The sequence below is a fragment of the Polaromonas sp. A23 genome, from assembly GCF_002001015.1.
Taxonomy (GTDB): Bacteria; Pseudomonadota; Gammaproteobacteria; order Burkholderiales; family Burkholderiaceae_C; genus Polaromonas.
The window spans coordinates 145373-165942 of the sequence record NZ_MUNO01000012.1; the positions used below are offsets into that span (position 1 = coordinate 145373).

22 protein-coding genes are annotated in these 20570 nt (G+C 60.9%); 19 read left to right on the forward strand and 3 right to left on the reverse strand.

All coding sequences use genetic code 11. From position 1 onward, the window contains the following. Window positions 1–8: 8 nt before the first annotated feature. The 3 genes from B0B52_RS06150 to B0B52_RS06160 form a co-directional block, all read right to left on the reverse strand. Window positions 9–581: a TRAP transporter small permease gene (locus B0B52_RS06150; protein ID WP_077592734.1), complete on the reverse strand. Its 573-nt coding sequence runs from the start codon at window positions 579–581 to the stop codon at window positions 9–11. Between the two features lie 111 nt (window positions 582–692). Then, window positions 693–1679, reverse strand: a complete 987-nt coding sequence (locus B0B52_RS06155) for a sialic acid TRAP transporter substrate-binding protein SiaP (protein ID WP_077592735.1) — start codon at window positions 1677–1679, stop codon at window positions 693–695. Window positions 1680–1735: 56 nt separating this feature from the next. Next, window positions 1736–2458: a FadR/GntR family transcriptional regulator gene (locus tag B0B52_RS06160; RefSeq protein WP_077592736.1), complete on the reverse strand. Its 723-nt coding sequence runs from the start codon at window positions 2456–2458 to the stop codon at window positions 1736–1738. Between the two features lie 158 nt (window positions 2459–2616). Between B0B52_RS06160 and B0B52_RS06165 the strand changes: the two genes are divergently transcribed. The 19 genes from B0B52_RS06165 to B0B52_RS06255 all read left to right on the forward strand — a co-directional run bounded on the left by B0B52_RS06165 (window position 2617) and on the right by B0B52_RS06255 (window position 20553). Then, the gene (locus B0B52_RS06165) at window positions 2617–3360 is read left to right on the forward strand and encodes an SDR family oxidoreductase (RefSeq protein ID WP_077592737.1); all 744 of its coding nucleotides are present in this window, start codon (window positions 2617–2619) and stop codon (window positions 3358–3360) included. Beyond that, entirely contained in the window at window positions 3357–4103 is a 747-nt protein-coding gene (locus B0B52_RS06170) for an SDR family NAD(P)-dependent oxidoreductase (protein ID WP_077592738.1), read from the forward strand. The genes B0B52_RS06165 and B0B52_RS06170 overlap by 4 nt, the downstream gene beginning before the upstream one ends. A 185-nt stretch (window positions 4104–4288) precedes the next feature. Continuing rightward, window positions 4289–5137 (forward strand): fumarylacetoacetate hydrolase family protein, encoded by an 849-nt coding sequence (locus B0B52_RS06175; protein WP_077592739.1) that lies wholly within the window; start codon window positions 4289–4291, stop codon window positions 5135–5137. A gap of 153 nt (window positions 5138–5290) precedes the next feature. Continuing rightward, a complete protein-coding gene (locus tag B0B52_RS06180; RefSeq protein ID WP_077592740.1) occupies window positions 5291–6046 on the forward strand; it encodes a TetR/AcrR family transcriptional regulator in 756 nt (251 codons plus the stop codon). Window positions 6047–6069: 23 nt separating this feature from the next. Beyond that, the gene (locus B0B52_RS06185) at window positions 6070–7866 is read left to right on the forward strand and encodes an acyl-CoA dehydrogenase C-terminal domain-containing protein (protein ID WP_077592741.1); all 1797 of its coding nucleotides are present in this window, start codon (window positions 6070–6072) and stop codon (window positions 7864–7866) included. 44 nt (window positions 7867–7910) lie between these two features. Beyond that, the gene (locus B0B52_RS06190; protein WP_077592742.1) at window positions 7911–8345 is read left to right on the forward strand and encodes a DUF2147 domain-containing protein; all 435 of its coding nucleotides are present in this window, start codon (window positions 7911–7913) and stop codon (window positions 8343–8345) included. Window positions 8346–8369: 24 nt separating this feature from the next. Then, window positions 8370–9242: an alpha/beta hydrolase gene (locus tag B0B52_RS06195; protein ID WP_077592743.1), complete on the forward strand. Its 873-nt coding sequence runs from the start codon at window positions 8370–8372 to the stop codon at window positions 9240–9242. A 2-nt stretch (window positions 9243–9244) separates the two neighbouring features. Further along, a complete protein-coding gene (locus B0B52_RS06200) occupies window positions 9245–11659 on the forward strand; it encodes a 3-hydroxyacyl-CoA dehydrogenase/enoyl-CoA hydratase family protein (protein WP_077592744.1) in 2415 nt (804 codons plus the stop codon). Window positions 11660–11821: 162 nt separating this feature from the next. Further along, window positions 11822–12328, forward strand: coding sequence for a DUF4442 domain-containing protein (locus B0B52_RS06205; protein WP_077592745.1), 507 nt, complete (start codon window positions 11822–11824; stop codon window positions 12326–12328). A gap of 25 nt (window positions 12329–12353) precedes the next feature. Next, a complete protein-coding gene (locus B0B52_RS06210; RefSeq protein ID WP_077592746.1) occupies window positions 12354–13553 on the forward strand; it encodes an acetyl-CoA C-acyltransferase in 1200 nt (399 codons plus the stop codon). 156 nt (window positions 13554–13709) lie between these two features. After that, window positions 13710–14606 (forward strand): alpha/beta fold hydrolase, encoded by an 897-nt coding sequence (locus tag B0B52_RS06215; RefSeq protein ID WP_077592747.1) that lies wholly within the window; start codon window positions 13710–13712, stop codon window positions 14604–14606. A gap of 27 nt (window positions 14607–14633) precedes the next feature. Further along, entirely contained in the window at window positions 14634–15446 is an 813-nt protein-coding gene (locus B0B52_RS06220; RefSeq protein ID WP_077592748.1) for an acyl-CoA thioesterase II, read from the forward strand. 55 nt (window positions 15447–15501) lie between these two features. Beyond that, complete coding sequence (locus tag B0B52_RS06225; protein WP_077592749.1) at window positions 15502–16278, forward strand: enoyl-CoA hydratase; 777 nt, start codon at window positions 15502–15504, stop codon at window positions 16276–16278. A 178-nt stretch (window positions 16279–16456) separates the two neighbouring features. Then, window positions 16457–17296, forward strand: coding sequence for an NAD(P)-dependent oxidoreductase (locus tag B0B52_RS06230; protein ID WP_077592750.1), 840 nt, complete (start codon window positions 16457–16459; stop codon window positions 17294–17296). A gap of 25 nt (window positions 17297–17321) precedes the next feature. Continuing rightward, a complete protein-coding gene (locus B0B52_RS06235; protein WP_077592751.1) occupies window positions 17322–17675 on the forward strand; it encodes a YciI family protein in 354 nt (117 codons plus the stop codon). A gap of 120 nt (window positions 17676–17795) precedes the next feature. Continuing rightward, window positions 17796–18221: a YciI family protein gene (locus B0B52_RS06240; protein WP_077592752.1), complete on the forward strand. Its 426-nt coding sequence runs from the start codon at window positions 17796–17798 to the stop codon at window positions 18219–18221. Window positions 18222–18231: 10 nt separating this feature from the next. Then, window positions 18232–18771 carry an SRPBCC family protein gene (locus B0B52_RS06245; RefSeq protein ID WP_174575473.1) on the forward strand — a complete coding sequence of 180 codons (540 nt, stop codon included), beginning with the start codon at window positions 18232–18234 and terminating at the stop codon, window positions 18769–18771. Window positions 18772–18811: 40 nt separating this feature from the next. Then, window positions 18812–19222 (forward strand): VOC family protein, encoded by a 411-nt coding sequence (locus B0B52_RS06250; RefSeq protein WP_077592753.1) that lies wholly within the window; start codon window positions 18812–18814, stop codon window positions 19220–19222. A gap of 50 nt (window positions 19223–19272) precedes the next feature. Next, complete coding sequence (locus tag B0B52_RS06255; RefSeq protein ID WP_077592754.1) at window positions 19273–20553, forward strand: RNA polymerase sigma factor; 1281 nt, start codon at window positions 19273–19275, stop codon at window positions 20551–20553. Window positions 20554–20570 lie beyond the last annotated feature (17 nt).

Genomic DNA, 20570 nt, shown 5'->3' on the forward strand with positions numbered 1-20570 from the left:
GGGTCTTCTTATTTGTCGTCCATGGAGGATTCGGGGCGCTCCAGCACCGTATAACCGCGCTTGTGGTGGAAGAGGGCGACCTGCACCGAGCGGAAGGCCATGGCCGCGAAGCCCAGCATGCAGACCCCGTAAACCCAGTTCATCGGCAGGTCGACCATGGTCATGCGCGAATTGCTGCCCAGCTTGATCATCATCATCACGGTGAGGACGGTGGCGGTGGCAAAGAAGCCGATGCGCAGCACATCGACCACTGTGGCCATGGTGCGCGCCACTGGCTGGGGCATGAACTTGTAGAAGAAATCCACCTGGATGTGGTTGTTCTTCACCACCCCGATGGTGGCGCCGGTGAATACCACGGCGATCAGCAGGTAACGGGCGATCTCTTCAGTCCAGGCCGCGGAATCGTTTAGCACGTAGCGGGTGAAGAACTGGTAGAAGACCGTCAGACCCAAGATCCAGAAAAAACCCAGGGCAACCCAGGCTTCGAGGTTGGTGCCGGAGAGATCCACCGCTTCGTCCTGCGCGTGAAACTCTCCGTCCGCCCCCATCACGGGGGCCATGTCGTCAATTGACGGGGTCATTGGATGTCCTTCGAGTTGAAATCAAGGAACACCGCGGAACCGGTTTTGCCGGACCGCTGGTGTCGCCCCCCTTGGGGGGAGGCGGCGCACGTCAGTGAGCCGCTTCGGGGCTTACTTGATACTTATGATGCGGTCCCAGTCCTTCTTGTCGAGCTTCATGGATTCAAAGGTGATCGCCTTCAGAACGCGCTGCTGGAAATCGGCGCGGTCAACTGTCACCACGTTGTTGCCCTTTTTCTTGAACTCTTCCACCAGTTCACCTTCACGCTTGCGGATGTCGTTGGTGGCGTTTACCGCGGCTTCCTGCGTCACGTCCGACAGGATCTTCTGCTCGGCCGGTGTCAGCTTGCCCATCAGGCTTGGCGCCACCACCGTGAGCAACGCGTCGGAGATGTGGCCGGTCAGGATGATGTTCTTCTGCACTTCGTAAAACTTCTTGGCCTCGATGGTCGGCAGCGGATTTTCCTGCGCGTCGACGGTGCCGTTCTGCAGTGCCAGGTAGACCTCGGCGAAGGCAATCGGCGTCGGATTGGCGCCGCAGGCGCGCGGCAGAGCGGTGTAGGCGGGAGAATCAGGCACACGCATCTTGATGCCCTTCATCTCGTCGCAGTTCTTGAACAGCTTGTTGCTGGTGGCATGGCGCGCGCCGTAGTAGGTCAGGGCAGTGACGGTATTGCCTGTGGCCTTTTTGTAACCCTCGGTCAGCTCCTTGAAAACATCGCTCTTGCCGTAGGCAATCACATGGTCGGCATCGCGAAAGGTGAAGGGGTAGTAACTCACTGCCAGGCGAGGGTAGGAGTTGGAGGCAAAGGACGCACCCGTGAGGATGATGTCCACCGTGCCCAGCTGCAGGCCCTGGTTGATTTCGCTTTCCTTGCCCAGGCTGGAAGCTGGAAAGACCTGAATTTCATACTTGCCGTTGGTGCGCTTCTTGAACTCGTCGGCCGCCCAGACCGACCACTTGTGGTACGGCTCCGACGTTTCATACACGTGTGCCCATTTGAGCTTGGTCTGGGCATTGGCCATGCCAAATGTGCCTATAGCCCCCGCCATGATTGCGCAGCATGCTATTGTTTTTAGAGTGAATCGTTTGGTCATGTTGTCTCCTCGGTTGAAAGAATGGGAAAGCAGGAATGTAAAAACGCTGGCGGAAATCAACTCGTCGTTTTAGCGCGGCGCCAGCTCGCACTGAATCGGGCATGGGATTTGTCCATATGGGCATGCATTGCTGTGCGCGCGGCGGCACTGTCGTGCGCACAGATCGCGGCAAAAATGGCTTCGTGTTCGGAAATTGCCGACTGCCAGGACTTCATGGTTTCGAAATAACCCCCCAGCCGCGTGAACAGCGGGCCGCGGCGCGAATCCCAGAAACTCTGGACGGTTTCGATCAGCACCACGTTGCCGCAGGACTCGACAATGGCGGTGTGAAAGGCGCGGTCGCCCTCCAGCGGCAGCACGCCCCGGTTGGCATCGCTGATCATGGCGTCGATGGCGGCGCGCATGGCGTCCGTGTCCTTGCGTTTGGCCTGCTCTGCGGCCATGGAAGCAATTTCGCCTTCCACCACGCGGCGTGCGCGGATCAGCTCCAGCGGACCCCATTCGGTGGAATTTAGCTGTGGGCCCTTGTTTCGTTCTGTTCGCTTGGAGCGGTCCAGCACATAAACACCGGAGCCGGTGCGCACTTCCACCCAGCCTTCGACTTCCATGGCAATCAGCGCTTCGCGCACCGAAGGGCGGCTCACGCCCAGCTGATTGGCCAGGTCGCGCTCGGACGGCAGGCGTGTGCCCGGGGCAAACTCCCCCTTGCTGATCAGCGAGCGCAGCTGCTCGGCAATCTGGCGGTACAGGCGTTGTGGTTCGACGGTTTGCAGCGGCATGAAAAAAGAGCGGGGCGGGGTATTAAGGGTTAGTCAGAATTGGACAAGTGGTCAGACCAATTAATAATCCCATGATTCCAGCTTGCCGGGCATCCGGCTAAACCCTAGACCCTCGGCCCCAAGCAAAAAGCAAACAAACCAGGCAACAAAGGAACGACATGAGACTTCAGGGAAAAACCGCACTGATCACCGCTGCCGGGCAGGGTATAGGCAAGGCCAGCGCGCTGGCCATGGCGGCGGAAGGCGCGCAGGTCTGGGCCACCGATGTGAATGCGAAGCTTCTCGAAACCTATGCGGGCATGCCCAACATCCATGCGGTCAAGCTCGACGTGCTCGACAAGGCTGCCATCCAGAAACTGGTAACCAGCATGCCGGCGTTGGACGTGCTTTTCAATTGCGCGGGCTTCGTGCACGCCGGCACCATCCTGCAGGCGACTGATGAAGAGTGGGAATTCGCTTTCAACCTCAATGTGCGCTCGCAGTTCTGGACCATTCAGGCGGCCCTGCCGCGCATGCTTGCCAACAACGGCGGCAAGGGCGGCGGCAGCATCATCAACATGGCCAGCGTCGTCAGTATCAAGGGGTTGCCGAACCGTTTTGTGTATGGCTCCTCCAAGGCGGCCGTGATCGGACTGACCAAGAGTGTGGCGGCCGACTATGTGATGCAGGGCGTACGCTGCAATTGCATCTGCCCCGGCACCGTGGACACGCCCTCGCTGCAGGACCGCATCAATGTGTTCGAGGACCCGGCGCAAGCGCGCAGGAATTTCATTGCACGACAGCCCATGGGGCGGCTGGCACAGGCGCATGAAATCGCGCCGGTCGTGACCTTCCTGGCCAGCGACGAGTCGGCCTTTGTCACTGGCCAGAACTACAACGTTGATGGCGGCATGACCATATGAACCAGCTCGACTTCGGTGATCGCCATGCGGTGGTCACCGGCGGGGCGACTGGTCTGGGGTATGCCATTGCCCAGCGTCTGATCGCGTCCGGCGGCAGCGTCACCCTGTGGGACCGGGACGAAGCGGCCGCCGGCAAGGCTGCTGCTGCACTGGGTGCGCGGGCCTGGGCGGTGGCGGTGGATGTGTCGCAGCATGCTTCAGTTTGCGCGGCGGTTCAGTCGACGCTTCAACACGCGCCCAAGGTCGATGCGCTGGTCAACAGCGCTGGCATCACCGGGCCCAACGTCAAGCTTTGGGACTACCCGGTGGACGACTGGCGCCAGGTGATGGAAGTCAATCTCAACGGCTTGTTCATGTGCTGCCGCGAATGGGTGCCGCATATGCGCGCCAACAACTATGGCCGCATCGTCAACATCGCCTCGGTAGCCGGCAAGGAAGGCAACCCGAATGCCAGCGCCTACAGCGCCAGCAAGGCTGGAGTGATTGCGCTCACCAAATCACTGGGAAAGGAACTCGCCGATACCGGCGTGCGCGTCAACTGCGTGACGCCGGCCGCGGTGAAAACCGCCATCTTTGACCAGATGACGTCCGAACACATCGCCTTCATGCTGTCGAAAATTCCCATGGCCCGCTTCGGCACGCCCGAAGAGGTGGCCGCGATGGTGGGCTGGCTGTGCACTGAAGAATGCTCCTTCTCGACCGGCGCGGTGTTTGATCTGTCGGGTGGACGTTCCAGCTACTGATGGGGACATCCATAAATCCGATTCTCGGGCGCATGACTGCGTTGCGCGGTGCTCGGAATCCTCATGCACACAAGTGCATTCCGGTTCCTGCGCTCCGGGCGTCTTGTCCTGCATCCCGATAATCGAATTTCTGGAAGCCCCATCCCCCATCTCATTTGTTCTTGTGTAACTAAAAAAGGAAAACCATGAAACTCGTTCGTTATGGCAACCCGGGCAAGGAAAAGCCCGGCCTCATTGATGCGGATGGCAAGCTGCGCGACCTCAGCGGCGTGGTCACCGACATCGGCCCCGACCAGCTCGGCGATGCTGCGCTGGCCAAGCTGCGCAGGCTGAAAACCGCCACCCTGCCGCTGGTCAAGGGTAAGCCGCGTTTCGGCAGCCCGCTGACCGGCGTGGGCAAGTTCATCGCCATCGGCCTGAACTACGCCGACCATGCGGCCGAGTCGGGGCTGCCTATTCCTCCCGAGCCGGTGGTGTTCATGAAGGCCACCAGTTGCATTCAGGGTCCCAACGACCCGGTCATGCTGCCCAAGGGCTCGGTTAAAAGCGACTGGGAAGTTGAACTCGGCGTGGTGATCGGCACCCGTGCACGTTATGTGTCGCAAAAGGATGCGCTGAGTTTTGTCGCTGGCTACTGCACCATCAACGACGTCAGCGAACGTGAATTCCAGATCGAGCGCGGCGGCACCTGGGACAAGGGCAAGGGTTGCGACACGTTCGGTCCGCTCGGTCCCTGGCTGGTGACACGCGACGACGTGCCCAATCCGCAAAAGCTCGCCATGTGGCTTGACCTGAACGGGAAGCGCATGCAGACCGGCAGCACGAAGACCATGATTTTCAGCGTCGCTAAAATCGTCAGCTACGTGAGCCAGTTCATGACCCTGCTGCCGGGTGATGTGATCACCACCGGCACGCCGCCCGGTGTTGGCCTGGGCATGAAGCCGCCGCTGTATCTGAAAAAAGGCGACGTGATGACTCTGGGCATTGAAGGCCTGGGCGAGCAGCGCCAGGTGGTGGTGCCTTTCAAGCTGTAAGCTGTCTGTGTTGGTCTTTGGTTCGATAAACCCCAATTCGAGGGTTTACCCGAGGCTGGCTTAGAAAAACTTCTCTAGAAATCCCCATCTTCAGCGTGGGGGTGTGGAAATGCTGCAAAATAGAACGGTCGTTCTTTTTTTATATGGCTTTCCATGTCTGTTACTGAGCTTCCTGTCAAAGCCCCCCGCCCCGGACCGCGCGAAAGCGGTCGCGCGGCGCATGCCGGCATGCAAAAGGGCCAGCAGACCAAAGCCGCCATTGTGGACGCTGCGCTGGGGTTGGCCACCCAGATCGGTCTTGAGGGCCTGAGCATAGGCGCCCTGGCCGAAGTCATGCGCATGAGCAAGTCGGGGGTGTTTGCCCACTTCGGCTCGCGGGAAGAACTCCAGATTTCCGTTATCCGCGAATACTTTTCCCGCTTCGAGGAAGAAGTTTTCTACCCCGCACTCAAAGAACCCAAAGGCCTGCCGCGTGTGCAGGCGCTTTTTGGCAACTGGATGAAACGGGTTGCCATCGAGCTTCAGTCAGGCTGTATTTTTATCAGTGGTGCGGTCGAGTTCGACGACCGGCCCGGCCCGGTGCGCGATGCGCTGGCCACCTCGGTGCAGACCTGGCTGGCGGCCATGTACCGTGCAGTAGTTTTGGCCAAAGAGGTCGGCCATCTGCGCGCCGATGCCGACGAGCGCCAGATCGCCTTTGAAATTCATGGGCTCATTCTTGCGTTGCATTACGAGGCCCGTTTTCTCAAGACGCCGGGTTCCATCGAACGCACCCTGCAGGCTTTCCAGAGCATCCTGGCGCGTTACGGCGCCGGCGGAGCCGTCCCGGCCGCCCAGCCCATCACTTCTGCTTCTTTAAAGAGTATCACCGCCAAACCGTCGGCGGGTTCTTCCTCGTCTTCCACTTAATCCCTTTCATCAAAGGACTTTCCATGCCTCAATACAACCCGCCACTGCGCGACATGCAATTCGTCATGCACGAGGTGCTCAAGGTCACCGATGAGTTCAAGGCTTTGCCTAAACACGCCGAAGTGGATGCTGACACCATCAATGCCGTGCTTGAAGAAGCGGGCAAGTTTGCGGCCGAAGTCACCTTTCCGCTGAACATCAGCGGCGACGAGGAAGGCTGCAAGCTCGACAAGACCACACACGAAGTGACACCGCCCAAGGGTTTCAAGGAAGCCTATGCCAAGTACATCGAAGGCGGCTGGGCAGCGTTGTCCTGTGACCCTGAATACGGTGGCCAGGGCCTGCCTTTTGTGGTGAACCAGTGCGTTTACGAAATGCTGAATTCTGCCAACCAGGCCTGGACCATGTATCCGGGCCTGTCGCACGGCGCCTACGAAGCCCTGCACGCCCACGGTACTGAAGAACAGAAGAAGCTCTATCTGCCTAAACTCACCAGCGGCGAATGGACCGGCACCATGTGCCTGACAGAGCCGCACTGCGGCACGGACCTCGGCCTGCTGCGCACCAAGGCCGAACCGCAGCCTGATGGCAGCTACAAGCTCACCGGCAACAAGATTTTCATCAGCGCCGGCGAACACGACATGACGGAAAACATCGTGCACCTGGTACTGGCCCGCCTGCCCGATGCGCCGCAAGGCAGCAAAGGCATCAGCCTGTTTGCCGTGCCCAAATTCAATATCGGCAAGGACGGCAGCATCGGTTCGCGCAACGGCATTTATTGCGGTGGCCTGGAGCACAAGATGGGCATTCACGGCAACGCAACCTGCCAGATGGTGCTTGAAGACGCCGTTGGCACCATGGTGGGCGCGCCCAACAAGGGTTTGGCCGCCATGTTCGTGATGATGAACGCCGCCCGCCTGGGCGTCGGCAACCAGTCGCTCGGCCTGACCGAGGTGGCTTACCAGAACGCGTTGGCCTACGCCAAGGACCGCATCCAGATGCGCTCGCTCTCCGGCGTCAAGGCCAAGGACAAGCCGGCCGACCCGATCATCGTGCACCCCGACGTGCGCAAGATGCTGCTGACCGCCAAAGCGTATGCCGAAGGCGGCCGCGCGCTGGCGATCTACTGCACCATGCTGCTCGACAAAGAGTTGAACCATCCTGACGAGAAAGTCCGCAAGGATTCCGCTGAAGTGGTGGCGCTGCTGACGCCTATCGTCAAGGCTTTCCTGACCGACAACGGCCACATCGCCACCAACGCCTGCATGCAGGTGTTCGGCGGCCATGGCTTCATCAAGGAATGGGGCATGGAGCAGTTTGTGCGCGACAACCGCATCAACATGATCTACGAAGGTACCAATACCATCCAGTCGCTGGACCTGCTGGGCCGCAAGATTCTCGGCAACAACGGCGCCACACTGAAGAAATTCGGCAAGCTCATCGGCGCGCTGGTGGCCGAGGAAGGCGTCAACGAGAAGATGGCCGAGTTCATCAACCCCCTGGCCTACCTGGCCGACCAGATGACCAAGTTCACCACCGAGCTGGGCTTCAAGGGCTTCCAGAATCCCGACGAGGTGGGCGCCGCCGCCGTGGACTACCTGCGTGTAGCCGGTCACCTGGTGTTCGGCTATTTCTGGGCCCGCATGGCGCAGGTGGCACTGCGCGAAGTGGCGGCCGGCAATACCGATCCTTTCTACCAGGCCAAGCTGCAGACAGCGCGCTTTTACTTTGCCAAGCTGTTCCCTGAGACCGCTACGCTGATGCGTACCGCGCGCAGCGGCAGCAAGGTGTTGATGGACACCGATGCAGCGCTGGCTTGAGCCCGCTATCGCGTTTATACACATCTTTTAGCCCAGGAGCCCATATGTACAAAGCGCAACTAGCTATCATTTTGGGAGTGCTGTCTTTTCCCGCGCTGGCGCAGATGACGCCTGTCGGGTTGTGGCGCAATCTGGACGACAAAACCGGCGAAGCGAAAGCCGAGATCCGGATCGTCGAAAGTGCGGGTGCCCTCAGCGGGAAGATCGACAAACGCTTGGGCAAGGACATCAAGCCCGACGACGTCTGCGACGATTGCAGCGATGACCGCAAGGACAAACCTATCCTGGGCCTGGAAATCATTCGAGGTGCAAAGAAAACCGAAGGCAAGGAAGTCTGGGAGGGCGGCAAGATCCTCGACCCGGAAAATGGCCGCAACTACACGCTGCGCATGACACCCATTGAGGGGGGTAAAAAGCTTGAAGTCAGGGGTTCGTTCGGCCCTTTCGGTCGTACCCAAACCTGGGTGCGCGTGCAATGAGCGGCGCCAAAGCAGGAGTCAACCATGGGTGAAGCCATCTCGAGGACCTTGCGCATTGGGCAGGGGAGCGGCCCGGCCGCCGGGCGCTGGTATGGGCACCACTTGCTCAAGAAGCCGTTTTTCGGCCGCTTCATGAAGACCTGGCGCTGGCCGGTGGACGTGCCGCAGGAAGGCTGGGAGCGCACGCAAATCACCAGCCGCAGTGCCAGTCGGCTTGAAGCCATCGTGGCCCGCACAGCCGCCGCTCCGCGTGGCGTGGTGGTGTGTGCCCACCCCATGGGCCTGGCCTGCAAGGGCTTCTGGCTGCGCCATGGGCATGCGCAAAAGCTGCTGGACGCGGGCTTTCACGTGGTGGCTTTTGACTTCAACGGTTTCGGCGAAAGCCCCTCCACCAATTTTGATTTTCCGGGGGACGTGTTGTCCGTGGGCCTATGGGCTCGCAGCAACTTCCCGGGTCTGCCGGTGCATGCGCTGACAGCGTCTTTCGGCGCGATCAACACGCTGAGCGCCATCAGCGAAGCAGATTTTCCGTTTGACAAAGTCGTCGCAGAAGGCTGCCCGCCCACGCTTCCCGACTTCTGGAAAGCCTATCCCTTTGCCCATGCGGTACTCATGATGGGGCGGCGCGTGAACCCGGAAAGCGAACTTCATCTGCGGCCGGTTCATCATCTTGCGCGGATGCAGCCGGTTGACTTGCTGCTGATCCACAGCCAGGCCGATCGCTGGACACCGGTGCACTTCGGCGATGCCCTGCAGCAGGCCGCTTCCAGGCCCGAGCGCATCCAGCGCCTGGTGCTGGAGCATGCCGACCACACCCACGGCATGCGCGACGAGCCAGAGCGCTACTGGAACGCCGTCATTCAATTTTTCAATCCAACCCCCACAACCGGGTCTTAACCATGTCACGTTTTCAAGTCAAAAAAGTAGCGGTGCTCGGCGCCGGCGTGATGGGCGCGCAAATCGCCGCCCATCTGGTCAACCTCAAGGTGCCTGTGGTGTTGTTCGACCTGCCTGCCAAGGAAGGCCCGAAGAACGGCATCGTTACCAAAGCCATTGAAGGCCTCAAGAAACTCAAGCCAGCACCGCTGGGCGTGCCGGAAGACGCGGCACTGATTCAGCAGGCCAACTACGAAGAACACATGGATGTTCTGAAAGAGTGCGACCTGATTATCGAGGCCATCGCCGAGCGCATGGACTGGAAGACCGACCTGTACCACAAGATCGCACCTTTCATTGGTGAAGGCGCCATCGTGGCCAGCAACACCTCGGGCCTGTCGATCACCAAATTGAGCGAAGCGTTGCCCGAGTCCATCAAGCCACGCTTTTGCGGCATTCACTTCTTCAATCCGCCGCGCTACATGACGCTGGTCGAGCTGATCAACACCCCCACGACCGAGCCCAAGGTGCTGGACGACCTGGAAGCTTTTGTGACCAGTGGCTTGGGCAAGGGCGTGATTCGCGCCCATGACACGCCCAACTTCATTGCCAACCGCGTCGGCATTGCCGGCATGCTGGCCACCATCAAGGAAGCCGAGAACTTTGGCCTGAGCTACGACGTGGTCGATGACCTGACCGGCAAGAAGCTGGGCCGTGCCAGCTCCGGCACTTTCCGCACCGCCGACGTGGTGGGCCTGGACACCATGGCCCACGTGATCAAGACCCTGCAGGACAACCTGGGCCCCGGCAAGGTAGAAGATCCGTTCTCAGACATGTACGGCACGCCCCCGGTGTTGGCCAAACTGCTCGAATCCAAAAGCCTGGGACAGAAAACCGGCGCGGGCTTTTACAAGAAGGTCGGCCGCGACATCATGCGCCTGGACCCGGAAAGCATGGAGTACGTCGCCGGTGGCGCCAAGGCCAATGAGGTGGTCGGCCGTATGCTCAAGAAGCCAGCCGGTGAGCGCTTGAAGCTGCTGCGCGAAGCCGAAGGTGCCGAGCCGCGTTTCCTCTGGGCCATCCTGCGTGACCAGTTCCATTACGCCGCCGTGCATCTGGCCAGCATTGCTGAAACCGCGCGCGACATCGACTTTGCGATGCGCTGGGGTTTCGGCGCCAAGCAGGGCCCGTTCGAGCTCTGGCAGGAAGCCGGCTGGCTGCAGGTGGCCAACTGGATCAAGGAAGACATCGATGCCGGTCGCACGCTGAGCAAGGCACCCCTGCCTGACTGGGTTTTCAAGGGGTCGGTGGTCGCCGCCGGCGGTGTGCACACGGCCGAAGGTTCATGGAGCGCTTCCGCCAACAAATTCATTGCGCGCCGCGAGCTGCCTGTCTACGAGCGTCAGTTTTTCCCGGAGAACGTGCTGGGCTCCAACGCCCCTGCATTCCAGACGGCAGGCACCACGCTGCACGAAGACGACGCGATCCGGCTCTGGACGCTGGACGGGGAGCAGGGCGACGTCATCATTGCCAGTATCAAGACCAAGATGCACGCCATCAGCCCTGATGTGGCCGAAGGCCTCGCCATGGGTGTGGACCTGGCCGAGAAAAGCTACAAAGGCATGGTCATCTGGTCGAACGATGAAATGTTCTCCGCAGGTGCCGACCTGCAGGCCATGTTGCCAGCCTTCATGATGGGCGGTGCCAAGGCCATTGAAGGCGCCGAAGCCGAATTGCAGAACGTGATGCTCAAGCTTCGTTATGCGTCGGTGCCCGTGGTGTCGGCCGTTCGCGGTCTGGCACTGGGCGGTGGCTGCGAGATGGCGGTGTACTCGGCCAAACGTGTGGTCGCGATGGAAAGTTACATCGGACTGGTCGAAGTCGGCGTGGGCCTGGTGCCCGGCGCCGGTGGCCTGACCTATATCGCACGCCGCGCTGCCGAGAATGCCGCCACGTCCACCAACAGGGACATCCTGCCTTTCCTGACCGAGGGCTTCACTGCCGCGGCCATGGCCAAGGTCGGTACCAGCGCGATCGAAAGCCGCAAGATCGGCTACCTGCTCGACAGCGACGTGATCGTGCCCAACAAGGATGAGCTCCTGTACGTTGCGCTCAATGAAGCACGCGCCCTGTTCAACTCCGGCTACCGTGCGCCGCATAAGCGGCCGTTCCCGGTGGCAGGCCGCAGCGGCCTGGCGACCATCAAGGGCCAATTGGTGAACATGCGCGATGGTGGCTTCATCAGCGCGCACGATTTCCACATTGCCGGCCTCATCGGCAACGTGGTGTGCGGTGGCGATGTAGATGCTGGCTCGCTGGTGACAGAAGAGTATTTGATGACGCTGGAGCGCAAAGCTTTTTGTTCATTGCTGGAGCATCCCAAGACGCAGGAGCGGATTATGGGAATGATGAGCACGGGCAAACCGGTGCGTAATTGATAAAGCTACTGCGGAGCCATCATGCGTCGTTGCAGCCCAGAACCAATCCTCACGTACAGAAGTACGTTCCGGTTGCTTCCGGGCGCCCGCGCCTAGCCTGATGGCTTCCTCGCTACGCTTTCTCAATCACGCACGTCACTTCGTTCAAACGATCAAATTTCCATGACCACTCATTCCCCCAACCGCCTTGAACGTCAGCTGGACCGGCTGTCCGACCTGCCGGCTTTTGCGCGCACCTGGTTTCGCGGGGTTGTGATGCACCGCGCCGTACCTTTCACCGGTACCGCAGGGCTGGACTTTCTGCAGATGACGCCGGCCCTTGTGGAGATCGGTATCAGGAACGAGAAGAAGGTGCAGAACCACATTGGTGGCATTCATGCTTCGGCGATGAACCTGCTCGCGGAAACTGCGACCGGCATGGTGGTGGGCATGAATGTGCGGGATGACTGCACACCGCTCGCCAAGGAACTGAAGATGGCGTTCAAGAAACGCGCAACCGGATCGCTCCGGGCCGTGGCCACCTTGAGCGACGAGCAACGCGCCGCCATGCAGGCCAGCGACAAGGGTGAAGTGACCGTGGCGGTCACTGTGACAGACGAGGCCGGCGTGAACCCGGTCGAATGCGAATTTGTGTGGGCCTGGATTCCGTCCGGCCCGCGAAAAAGTTAAGTAAAGAATCAAAGGAACCGACATCATGGCCAAACAAGTCCAGGAAGCCTACATCGTTGCCGCCACGCGCACGCCTATCGGGCGCTCGCACAGGGGTTTTTTCCGCAATACCCGTCCTGACGATCTGCTGGTGCGTGCCTTGCAGGCCGCATTGGCACAAGTGCCCACGCTGGATCCGAAAACCATCGAGGACATCATCTGCGGTTGCGCCATTCCGGAAGGCCCGCAAGGCCTGAACATTGCGCGCATTGGCGCGGTGCTGGCCGGCTTGCCGACCAGTGTGGGCGGCATCACGGTCAACCGTTTTTGTGCTTCTGGTCTGAGCGCCATCCAGATGGCGGCCGACCGCATCCGTGTCGGCGAGGCCGACGTGATGATTGCCGCCGGCACCGAAAGCATGAGCATGGTGCCGATGTCAGGCAACTCGCCTTCGCTGTCGCCCGCCATGTTTGCCAATGACGAGAACATCGGCATTGCCTATGGCATGGGCCTGACCGCCGAAAAAGTGGCGCAGCAGTGGAAGGTGTCGCGCGACGCTCAGGATCAGTTTGCGGTGGAGTCGCACCAGAAGGCCATCAAGGCACAGAAGGACGGCGAGTTCACGGCCGAGATCACCCCGGTGGAAGTCACCGACCGCTCGCCAGACCTGGAAAGCGGCGAAGTCATCAGCAAGACCCGCACGGTGAGCCTGGACGAAGGCCCGCGCCCCGATACATCGCTCGAAGGCCTGGCCAAACTCAAGACGGTGTTTGCCGCGCGTGGCTCGGTCACGGCCGGCAACAGCTCGCAAACCTCGGACGGCGCAGGCGCGCTGATACTGGCCAGCGAAAAAGCGGTAAAGGAACACGGCCTGAAGCCACTCGCACGTTTTGTCAGCTACGCCGCCAAGGGTGTGCCACCACACATCATGGGCATCGGCCCGATCGAGGCGATCCCGGCTGCGCTGCGTTACGCCGGCCTGAGGCAGGACGACATCGACTGGTACGAACTCAACGAAGCTTTTGCCGCGCAGTCGCTGGCAGTCATCAACACGCTGGGCCTGAACGCCGCGAAAGTGAACCCGATGGGCGGTGCGATTGCGCTGGGCCATCCGCTGGGTGCGACGGGTGCGATCCGCGCGGCGACCGTGATCCATGCGCTGCACAGGCACCAGTTGAAGTACGGGATGGTGACGATGTGTGTGGGGATGGGGCAGGGCGCCGCCGGCATCTTCGAACGCGTGTGACGGCTACTGCGCGGGCGCATTGCGTCGTTGCAGCCCAAAGGAAATCCTCACGACCCTGGAGGTCGCTCTGGTTTTCTTCGGGCGCCCGCGCCTCGCACTGCATCCCGCTCGCTACGCCGTGGGTAGTGGTTTATGTGGTTCTTTAAGGAGACAGTCATGCAACAGCAGCTTCTTGAATCGGGTACTTCACAACTCTCTTTGCGGGTCTACGAACCGGCTATGCCAGCGCGTGCCAGCGTCGTTATTGGCGGGGCGATGGGTGTGCGCCAGGATTATTACGCGCCGTTTGCCGAGTGGCTCTCTGGCCAGGGCTTTCGTGTCACTACGTTTGACTACCGCGGTTCGGGCGAGTCCCTGCCGGGTACGCGTGACGGCAGCCTGCGCGGCTTCAAGGCCGATCTTTTTGACTGGGCGAGCGACTATGAGGCGGTTGTTGATGCCGCGAAGGCGGCTTTGCCGGATGCGCCGCTGTATCTGCTGGGCCACAGCCTGGGCGCGCAGTTGCCGGGCTTCCTCAAAAACCAGGGCAAGGTGGACGGCCTCGTCAGCATCGCTGCCGGCAGCGGCTACTGGCGCGACAACGCGCCCCAGCTCAGACGCCTGATCCTGTATTTCTGGTACGTGCTGGTGCCGCTGGCGACGCGCCTGTGCGGCTATTTCCCCGGGCGCAAGTTGAAGAAGGTGGGCGACTTGCCGGCAGGCGTGATGCTGCAGTGGCGCAAGTGGTGCCTGGATCCGCTCTATAGCGTGGGCGCCGAGGGCGAGGGTGCACGCCTGGCTTATGCGCAGGCGACGTTTCCGGTGCTGGCGCTGTCCATCACCGACGATGAGCTGATGACCTGGCGCGGCACGCAAAACCTGATCAACCTGTACACCGGTAGCCAGCGCAGCTTTGAACGCATTGCCCCGGCCGATCTCGGCGTCAAACGCATTGGCCACTTCGGGTTTTTCCGTGAACAGTTCAGCCACAATCTCTGGCCGCGCATGGTTCAGGTTCTTGAAGGCATGCGGCCAGTTCCATTGGAAGCCGGCGTCGCCGGCACGACTGTCTGATCTGCTTCGCAGCGGCATACTTTGGCCATGAGCAGTCTCCATCCTTTTGACGCTGCGGTGGCCTTGCAGGCGCAGGCCGACGGCAGCTTTCTCGGCCATACCAGCGCCGCCTACGCCAACATGGTCGGGCCTTTCGGCGGCGTTACCGCTGCGCAGGCGCTGAACGCTGTGCTGCAGCATCCGCAGCGGTTGGGCGATCCGATCTCGCTCACCGTCAACTTTGCGGCAGCGCTGGCCGACGGTCCGTTCACGGTGACGGCGCGGCCGGCGCGCACCAACCGGTCGACCCAGCATTGGGTGATCGAAACGAAGCAGCAGGGCGAAACGGTGTTGACCGGCACAGCCTTTTTTGGTTTGCGGCGCGACACCTGGGGTGCCGACGAACATGCCATGCCCGAAGTTCCTGCACCTGCCGACGTACCCCGTGCCGGCGGCCCGACCCGGGTGGAATGGGTCAAGCGTTATGAAATGCGTTTTGCCGAAGGAGCGATTCCCACAGAATGGCATGGTGCCGACCAGGGAGCGAGCCGCAGCCGTTTGTGGCTGCGGGAAGATCCAGCGCGGCCGCTGGACTTTGCCTCGCTCACGGCCATGTCGGATGTGTTCTTCCCTCGCGTCTGGCGCCGCCGGCCGGTGCTGGTGCCGATCGGCACCGTGTCGATGACGGTGTACTACCATGCCGATGCAAGCCTGTTGCAATCAACGGGCAGTGGCTACCTGCTGGGCCAGACGCAGGCCCAGGCTTTCCGCAACGGCTATTTCGACCAGACGGCGCAGCTGTGGAACGAAGCTAAAGACCTGCTCGTGACCTCACATCAGGTTGTCTACTTCAAGGAATGAACGTGACCATCGCCAACGTCAAAACAACGTCAACAACAATACTTCAGGAATTCCCATGAGCGATTCATTCAAAGACATCCTGCCCCACACCGAAGCTGGCGTGATGACCATCACGCTGAACCGCGTGGACAAGAAAAACTCCCTCACCGCGGCCATGTATGCCGCGATGGCGGATGCGCTGGAAGCCGCCCAGGCAGACGCAGCCGTGCGCGTAGTGGTGATCCAGGGCCACGAAACCATCTTCAGTGCAGGCAACGATATTGGCGACTTCCTGAACAAGCCGCCGGCCGGGATGGATTCACCCGTGTTTCGCTTCCTGCGCGGTATCGCGACCTTTCCCAAGCCCTTGCTGGCTTCTGTGTGCGGCCCGGCGGTAGGCGTGGGCACGACCATGCTGTTTCACTGTGACCTGGTTTATGCGGGCGACAACGCCGCTTTCTCCATGCCTTTTGTCAACCTCGGTCTCTGCCCCGAAGCGGCTTCCAGCCTGCTGGTGCCGCAGATGCTGGGGTACCACCGGGCCGCGGAAGCGCTGCTGCTGGGCGAGCCTTTCATGGCCGAAGCGGCACTGGAAGTCGGCCTCGTCAACCGCGTGGTGCCCCCCATGGAAGCCAATGGCGTGGCACAGTCCGTGGCGCGCAAGCTAGCCGCCAAGCCGATAAGCTCGCTGGTGGAAACCAAGCGATTGATGAAAAAAGGCCAGCAGCAAATGGTGCTGCAGCAAATGGACGAAGAAGGCGCCAGCTTCGGCCGCATGCTGGGCGAGCCCGCCGCACGCGAGGCGTTTGGGGCGTTTATGCAAAAGCGACGGCCCGACTTCAGCAAGGTCTGAAGTCGGCGTCCGAAGGACGGGACCGCGTAGCGGGCCGGAAGCTTTCGGTAAAAATGCAAACCGGACTTCAGCAAGGTCTGAAAACTGCCCATCCCCGGAAATTGAGAATGAAAAGTGCTTCTCCCCCTTATTTCTCGGGTGCAAGCAGCTATTAATTTTGTAGCGTAAAGGAATCGTCATGAGTTCAGCTTCAGGCCTCAAAGGCAAAACCCTTTTCATCACCGGCGCGTCGCGCGGCATTGGCCTGGCCATTGCCACACGCGCGGCGGCCGACGGCGCCAACATCGTGATCCTGGCCAAAACCACCGACCCCAACCCCAAGCTGCCGGGCACGATTTACAGCGCTGCAGAGGCTGTGAAAGCAGCCGGTGGCCAGGCCTTGCCGCTGGCCGTGGACATCCGAGAAGAAGACGCTGTGGCTGCCGCGGTGGCCAAAGCAGTGGAAACTTTCGGCGGCATTGACATCCTGGTCAACAATGCCAGCGCGATCAGCCTGACCGACACCGAGCACACGCCGATGAAGCGTTATGACCTGATGAACGGCATCAATGCACGCGGCACCTACCTGTGCACCCAGGCTTGCCTGGCAGAGCTGAAAAAATCCGCGCAGGCCGGACGCAACCCACAAGTGCTGACCATGTCGCCGCCGCTGAGCATGAAGCAGCACTGGTTTGAGAACCACACGGCCTACAGCATGGCCAAGTACGGCATGAGCATGTGCACACTGGGACATTCCGGGGAGTTCAAAAAATACGGCATTGCCGTCAACAGCCTCTGGCCGCGCACGGCCATTGCCACCGCCGCCTTGCAGATGATTCCCGGCGTGGACCTGAAGCTGTGCCGCAAACCGGAAATTCTTTCCGATGCGGCCTACCTGATCCTGACCAACACGGGCATGCAAACCGGCAATTTCTATATCGACGACGAATTGCTGGCCGCGCACGGTGTGACCGATCTGGAAAAGTACTCGGTGACGCCGGGCACGAAAAATTTCATTCCCGATTTCTTTGTAGACTAGGGGCAGTTCACATACCTCAAACACCATGCCCTACATGCTGCTCATCCACGAACCCGTCGGTCAACGCCTCACCCGCAGCCTGGCCGAAGGTGAGGCGGTATACGGGCGCATGCTGCAGTTCGCCGCTGAGCTGAAATCCGAAGGCGTGTTGTTGGGGGTGGAGTCACTGGCTTCGCAAGACAGCGCCACTCGCTTGCGCGTCAGCGCCGGCAAAGCGCAGATGCTGGATGGCCCTTTTGCCGAAGCCAAGGAAATGGTGGGGGGCTTCTTTCTGGTGAACTGCGCAACCCGCGAGGAAGCCCTGGCCATTGCCGCCCGCTGCCCGGCCGCTGAATGGGCGACGCTGGAGGTCCGGGCGACCGGCCCCTGCTTCCTCTGAGCTCTTGTTTTAGTATTTAAGGGTTTTTACCTAGTTTGAGTTTGTCGATTTCGCATTGACTGCTTCGTCGTGTTAACAGGAGGCCAGAGATTCCGGCAGCCGTACACAAGGAGTACCAGGATGCGATTCATGATCATTGTCAAGTCGACGCCCGAGTTCGAGGCCGAGACCACCCCCCAGACCCCCGACGAAAAACTGCTGGCTGCCATGGCCGACTTCCACGAGGAGCTGACCAAGGCCGGCGTGTTGCTGGACGCCAGCGGCCTGCAGCCCAGCCGCAAGGGCTGGCGCATTCATTACAACGGGCAGAAGCGCACCGTGATTGACGGTCCTTTTGCCGAAGCCAAGGAACTGATTGCCGGTTTCACCACCATCCAGGTGCGCAGCCGCGAGGAAGCCATGGAGTGGTCGCGCCGTTATCCCAATCCTGTTGGTGAAAATGCGTCGGCTGTGATCGAAGTGCGTCAGCTGTATGAACTTGACGACTTCTCGCCCAGCGAACAGATCGAGCGCTTCCGCGAAATGAACACACCCAGCCAGCAGTAAGGAGCACGTCATGATCAAAACCACCTTGCTCAGCCTGTTGGCGTTGGCCCTGCTGGCCATTGCTGTCGTTACGGTTATTGCTTTGCAACGGCCCGACACTTTCCGCGTGGCGCGCAGCACCAGCATTGCCGCACCGGCTGAAAAAATATTCCCGTTGGTGAACGACGTTCGGGCCTTCAATTCCTGGAACCCGTATGCGCAGAAAGCGCCGGAGATGAAAGGCAGCTACAGCGGCCCGTTCATTGGGCCCGGCGCCCACTACGACTTCGAGAGTAAAAAGTCAGGCAGTGGCAGCTTTGAAATCGTGCAGGCTACGGCGCCGTCGCAGGTGCAGATGCGGCTGGACATGATTTCCCCATTCAAGGCGCAGAACGTGATCACCTTCACCATCGTTCCCCAGGGCACAGCCACGCAGACGACCTGGGCCATGGAGGGCCCCGCACCTTTCCTGTCGAAGTTCATGGGCGTGATCTTCAACATGGACAAGATGATCGGTGCCGACTTTGAAGCCGGTCTCGCCAACCTCAAGGCCAAAGCAGAGCAAACCTGAGAACCGCCGCACCCTATTCAAACCATTCACAGGAACCATCATGACCCGCAAGATTTTCGTCAACCTTCCCATCAAGAACATGGAAAAGAGCCAGGCCTTCTTCAAAAGCCTGGGCTTTTCTTTCAACCCGCAATTCACCAACGAGCAGGGCGCCTGCATGGTGATCAGCGAAGACCACAACTTCGTGATGCTGCTGGTCGAGCCCTTCTTTCAGGGCTTCACCAAGAAGCCGATCGCCGACGCCACCAAAACCACCGAGGTGCTGATCGCCCTGTCGTGCGAAAGCCGTGCCGAGGTGGACGAGCTGGTGAAGAAAGCGCTGGCTGCCGGCGGCACCGCGCCCAACCCGTCGCAGGACCATGGTTTCATGTACAGCCACGGCTTCACCGACCTGGATGGTCACGTCTGGGAGGTGTTCTACATGGACCTTGAAGCAATGCCAAAAGCCTGATTCTGACGCCTGCGGCGTCAGGGCCTGATGTATGCCGCTACCATTGATTCATGCATTCTTCCACCCATCAGGCAATCTCGGCTGTCTGGCGCATCGAGTCCGCGAAGATCGTCGCTTCGGTGGCGCGCATGGTGCGCGATATCGGGCTGGCGGAGGAGCTGGCACAGGATGCGCTGGTTTCTGCGCTGGAAAGCTGGCCCGGCAAGGGTGTACCGGACAACCCGGGTGCGTGGCTGATGACAACTGCCAAAAACCGCGCACTCGATTACCTGCGGCGCCAGAAGATGCAGGGGGAAAAACTCGAACAGATCGGCCATGACCTTGAAGCGCAGGAGGCCCACTTCGTGCCGGATTTCGTGGACGCGCTGGACGAGGCCCGTCAGGACGAAATTGGTGACGACCTGCTGCGCCTGATGTTCACCGCCTGCCATCCCGTGCTTTCCACCGAGGCGCGGGTGGCGTTGACGCTCAAACTGCTGGGTGGCTTGACCACCCACGAAATTGCCCGTGCCTTCCTGGCCCCCGAGCCGACGATTGCCCAGCGCATCGTGCGCGCCAAGCGTTCGCTGGCGGAGGCGCACGTGCCCTTCGAAGTGCCGCGCGGCGAAGAACTCGGGGCACGCCTGGCTTCGGTGCTGGAGGTTGTTTATCTGGTGTTCAACGAGGGTTACACCGCCACCGCAGGCGACGACTGGATGCGCCCTGCGTTGACTGACGAAGCCTTGCGCCTGGGCCGCATGCTGGCGGGCCTGGCGCCCGATGAGCCCGAGGTGCATGGCCTGGTCGGACTGATGGAGTTGCAGGCCTCGCGCATGGGCGCCCGGGTTGATGCCGCGGGCAGGCCAGTGCTGTTGCCCGACCAGAACCGCGCGCGTTGGGACCACCTCCTGATTCGCAGGGGCCTGGCCGCACTCGATATGGCACAGGCGCTGGCCGAATCGTCGGCACAGGCGCTGGGCCCGTACGCGCTGCAAGCGGCCATTGCTGCCTGCCATGCGCGAGCGCCAAGCTCAGCGGAGACTGACTGGGTGCGCATTGCCGCCCTGTACGATGCGCTCGCGCAGACCGCGCCGTCGCCTGTGGTGGAACTCAATCGTGCGGTGGCGGTCGGCATGGCGTTCGGGCCGGCCGCTGGCCTGGCCATTGTGGATACGTTGCAGGGCGACAAGTCCCTGCAGAACTACCAATGGTTGCCCGGTGTGCGCGGTGATCTGCTTGCCAAGCTGGGCCGCACCGATGAGGCACGCCAGGAGTTCGAGCGTGCCGCGTCGCTGGCGGGAAACGCGAGGGAGCGCGCCTTGCTGCTGGAGCGGGCACGAGAGCAGGAGTGAGGCGGTCACAGGCATGT

What these genes read in the sequence shown, in the direction of transcription:
- B0B52_RS06220 (WP_077592748.1), top strand. Translation starts at nt 14,634, where the DNA reads ATGAGCAGTCTCCATCCTTTTGACGCTGCGGTGGCCTTGCAGGCGCAG.
- B0B52_RS06215 (WP_077592747.1), top strand. Translation starts at nt 13,710, where the DNA reads ATGCAACAGCAGCTTCTTGAATCGGGTACTTCACAACTCTCTTTGCGG.
- B0B52_RS06210 (WP_077592746.1), top strand. Translation starts at nt 12,354, where the DNA reads ATGGCCAAACAAGTCCAGGAAGCCTACATCGTTGCCGCCACGCGCACG.
- B0B52_RS06245 (WP_174575473.1), top strand. Translation starts at nt 18,232, where the DNA reads ATGATCAAAACCACCTTGCTCAGCCTGTTGGCGTTGGCCCTGCTGGCC.
- B0B52_RS06235 (WP_077592751.1), top strand. Translation starts at nt 17,322, where the DNA reads ATGCCCTACATGCTGCTCATCCACGAACCCGTCGGTCAACGCCTCACC.
- B0B52_RS06250 (WP_077592753.1), top strand. Translation starts at nt 18,812, where the DNA reads ATGACCCGCAAGATTTTCGTCAACCTTCCCATCAAGAACATGGAAAAG.
- B0B52_RS06165 (WP_077592737.1), top strand. Translation starts at nt 2,617, where the DNA reads ATGAGACTTCAGGGAAAAACCGCACTGATCACCGCTGCCGGGCAGGGT.
- B0B52_RS06225 (WP_077592749.1), top strand. Translation starts at nt 15,502, where the DNA reads ATGAGCGATTCATTCAAAGACATCCTGCCCCACACCGAAGCTGGCGTG.
- B0B52_RS06185 (WP_077592741.1), top strand. Translation starts at nt 6,070, where the DNA reads ATGCCTCAATACAACCCGCCACTGCGCGACATGCAATTCGTCATGCAC.
- B0B52_RS06160 (WP_077592736.1), bottom strand. Translation starts at nt 2,458, where the DNA reads ATGCCGCTGCAAACCGTCGAACCACAACGCCTGTACCGCCAGATTGCC.
- B0B52_RS06195 (WP_077592743.1), top strand. Translation starts at nt 8,370, where the DNA reads ATGGGTGAAGCCATCTCGAGGACCTTGCGCATTGGGCAGGGGAGCGGC.
- B0B52_RS06175 (WP_077592739.1), top strand. Translation starts at nt 4,289, where the DNA reads ATGAAACTCGTTCGTTATGGCAACCCGGGCAAGGAAAAGCCCGGCCTC.
- B0B52_RS06240 (WP_077592752.1), top strand. Translation starts at nt 17,796, where the DNA reads ATGCGATTCATGATCATTGTCAAGTCGACGCCCGAGTTCGAGGCCGAG.
- B0B52_RS06155 (WP_077592735.1), bottom strand. Translation starts at nt 1,679, where the DNA reads ATGACCAAACGATTCACTCTAAAAACAATAGCATGCTGCGCAATCATG.
- B0B52_RS06190 (WP_077592742.1), top strand. Translation starts at nt 7,911, where the DNA reads ATGTACAAAGCGCAACTAGCTATCATTTTGGGAGTGCTGTCTTTTCCC.
- B0B52_RS06230 (WP_077592750.1), top strand. Translation starts at nt 16,457, where the DNA reads ATGAGTTCAGCTTCAGGCCTCAAAGGCAAAACCCTTTTCATCACCGGC.
- B0B52_RS06200 (WP_077592744.1), top strand. Translation starts at nt 9,245, where the DNA reads ATGTCACGTTTTCAAGTCAAAAAAGTAGCGGTGCTCGGCGCCGGCGTG.
- B0B52_RS06180 (WP_077592740.1), top strand. Translation starts at nt 5,291, where the DNA reads ATGTCTGTTACTGAGCTTCCTGTCAAAGCCCCCCGCCCCGGACCGCGC.
- B0B52_RS06150 (WP_077592734.1), bottom strand. Translation starts at nt 581, where the DNA reads ATGACCCCGTCAATTGACGACATGGCCCCCGTGATGGGGGCGGACGGA.
- B0B52_RS06170 (WP_077592738.1), top strand. Translation starts at nt 3,357, where the DNA reads ATGAACCAGCTCGACTTCGGTGATCGCCATGCGGTGGTCACCGGCGGG.
- B0B52_RS06255 (WP_077592754.1), top strand. Translation starts at nt 19,273, where the DNA reads ATGCATTCTTCCACCCATCAGGCAATCTCGGCTGTCTGGCGCATCGAG.
- B0B52_RS06205 (WP_077592745.1), top strand. Translation starts at nt 11,822, where the DNA reads ATGACCACTCATTCCCCCAACCGCCTTGAACGTCAGCTGGACCGGCTG.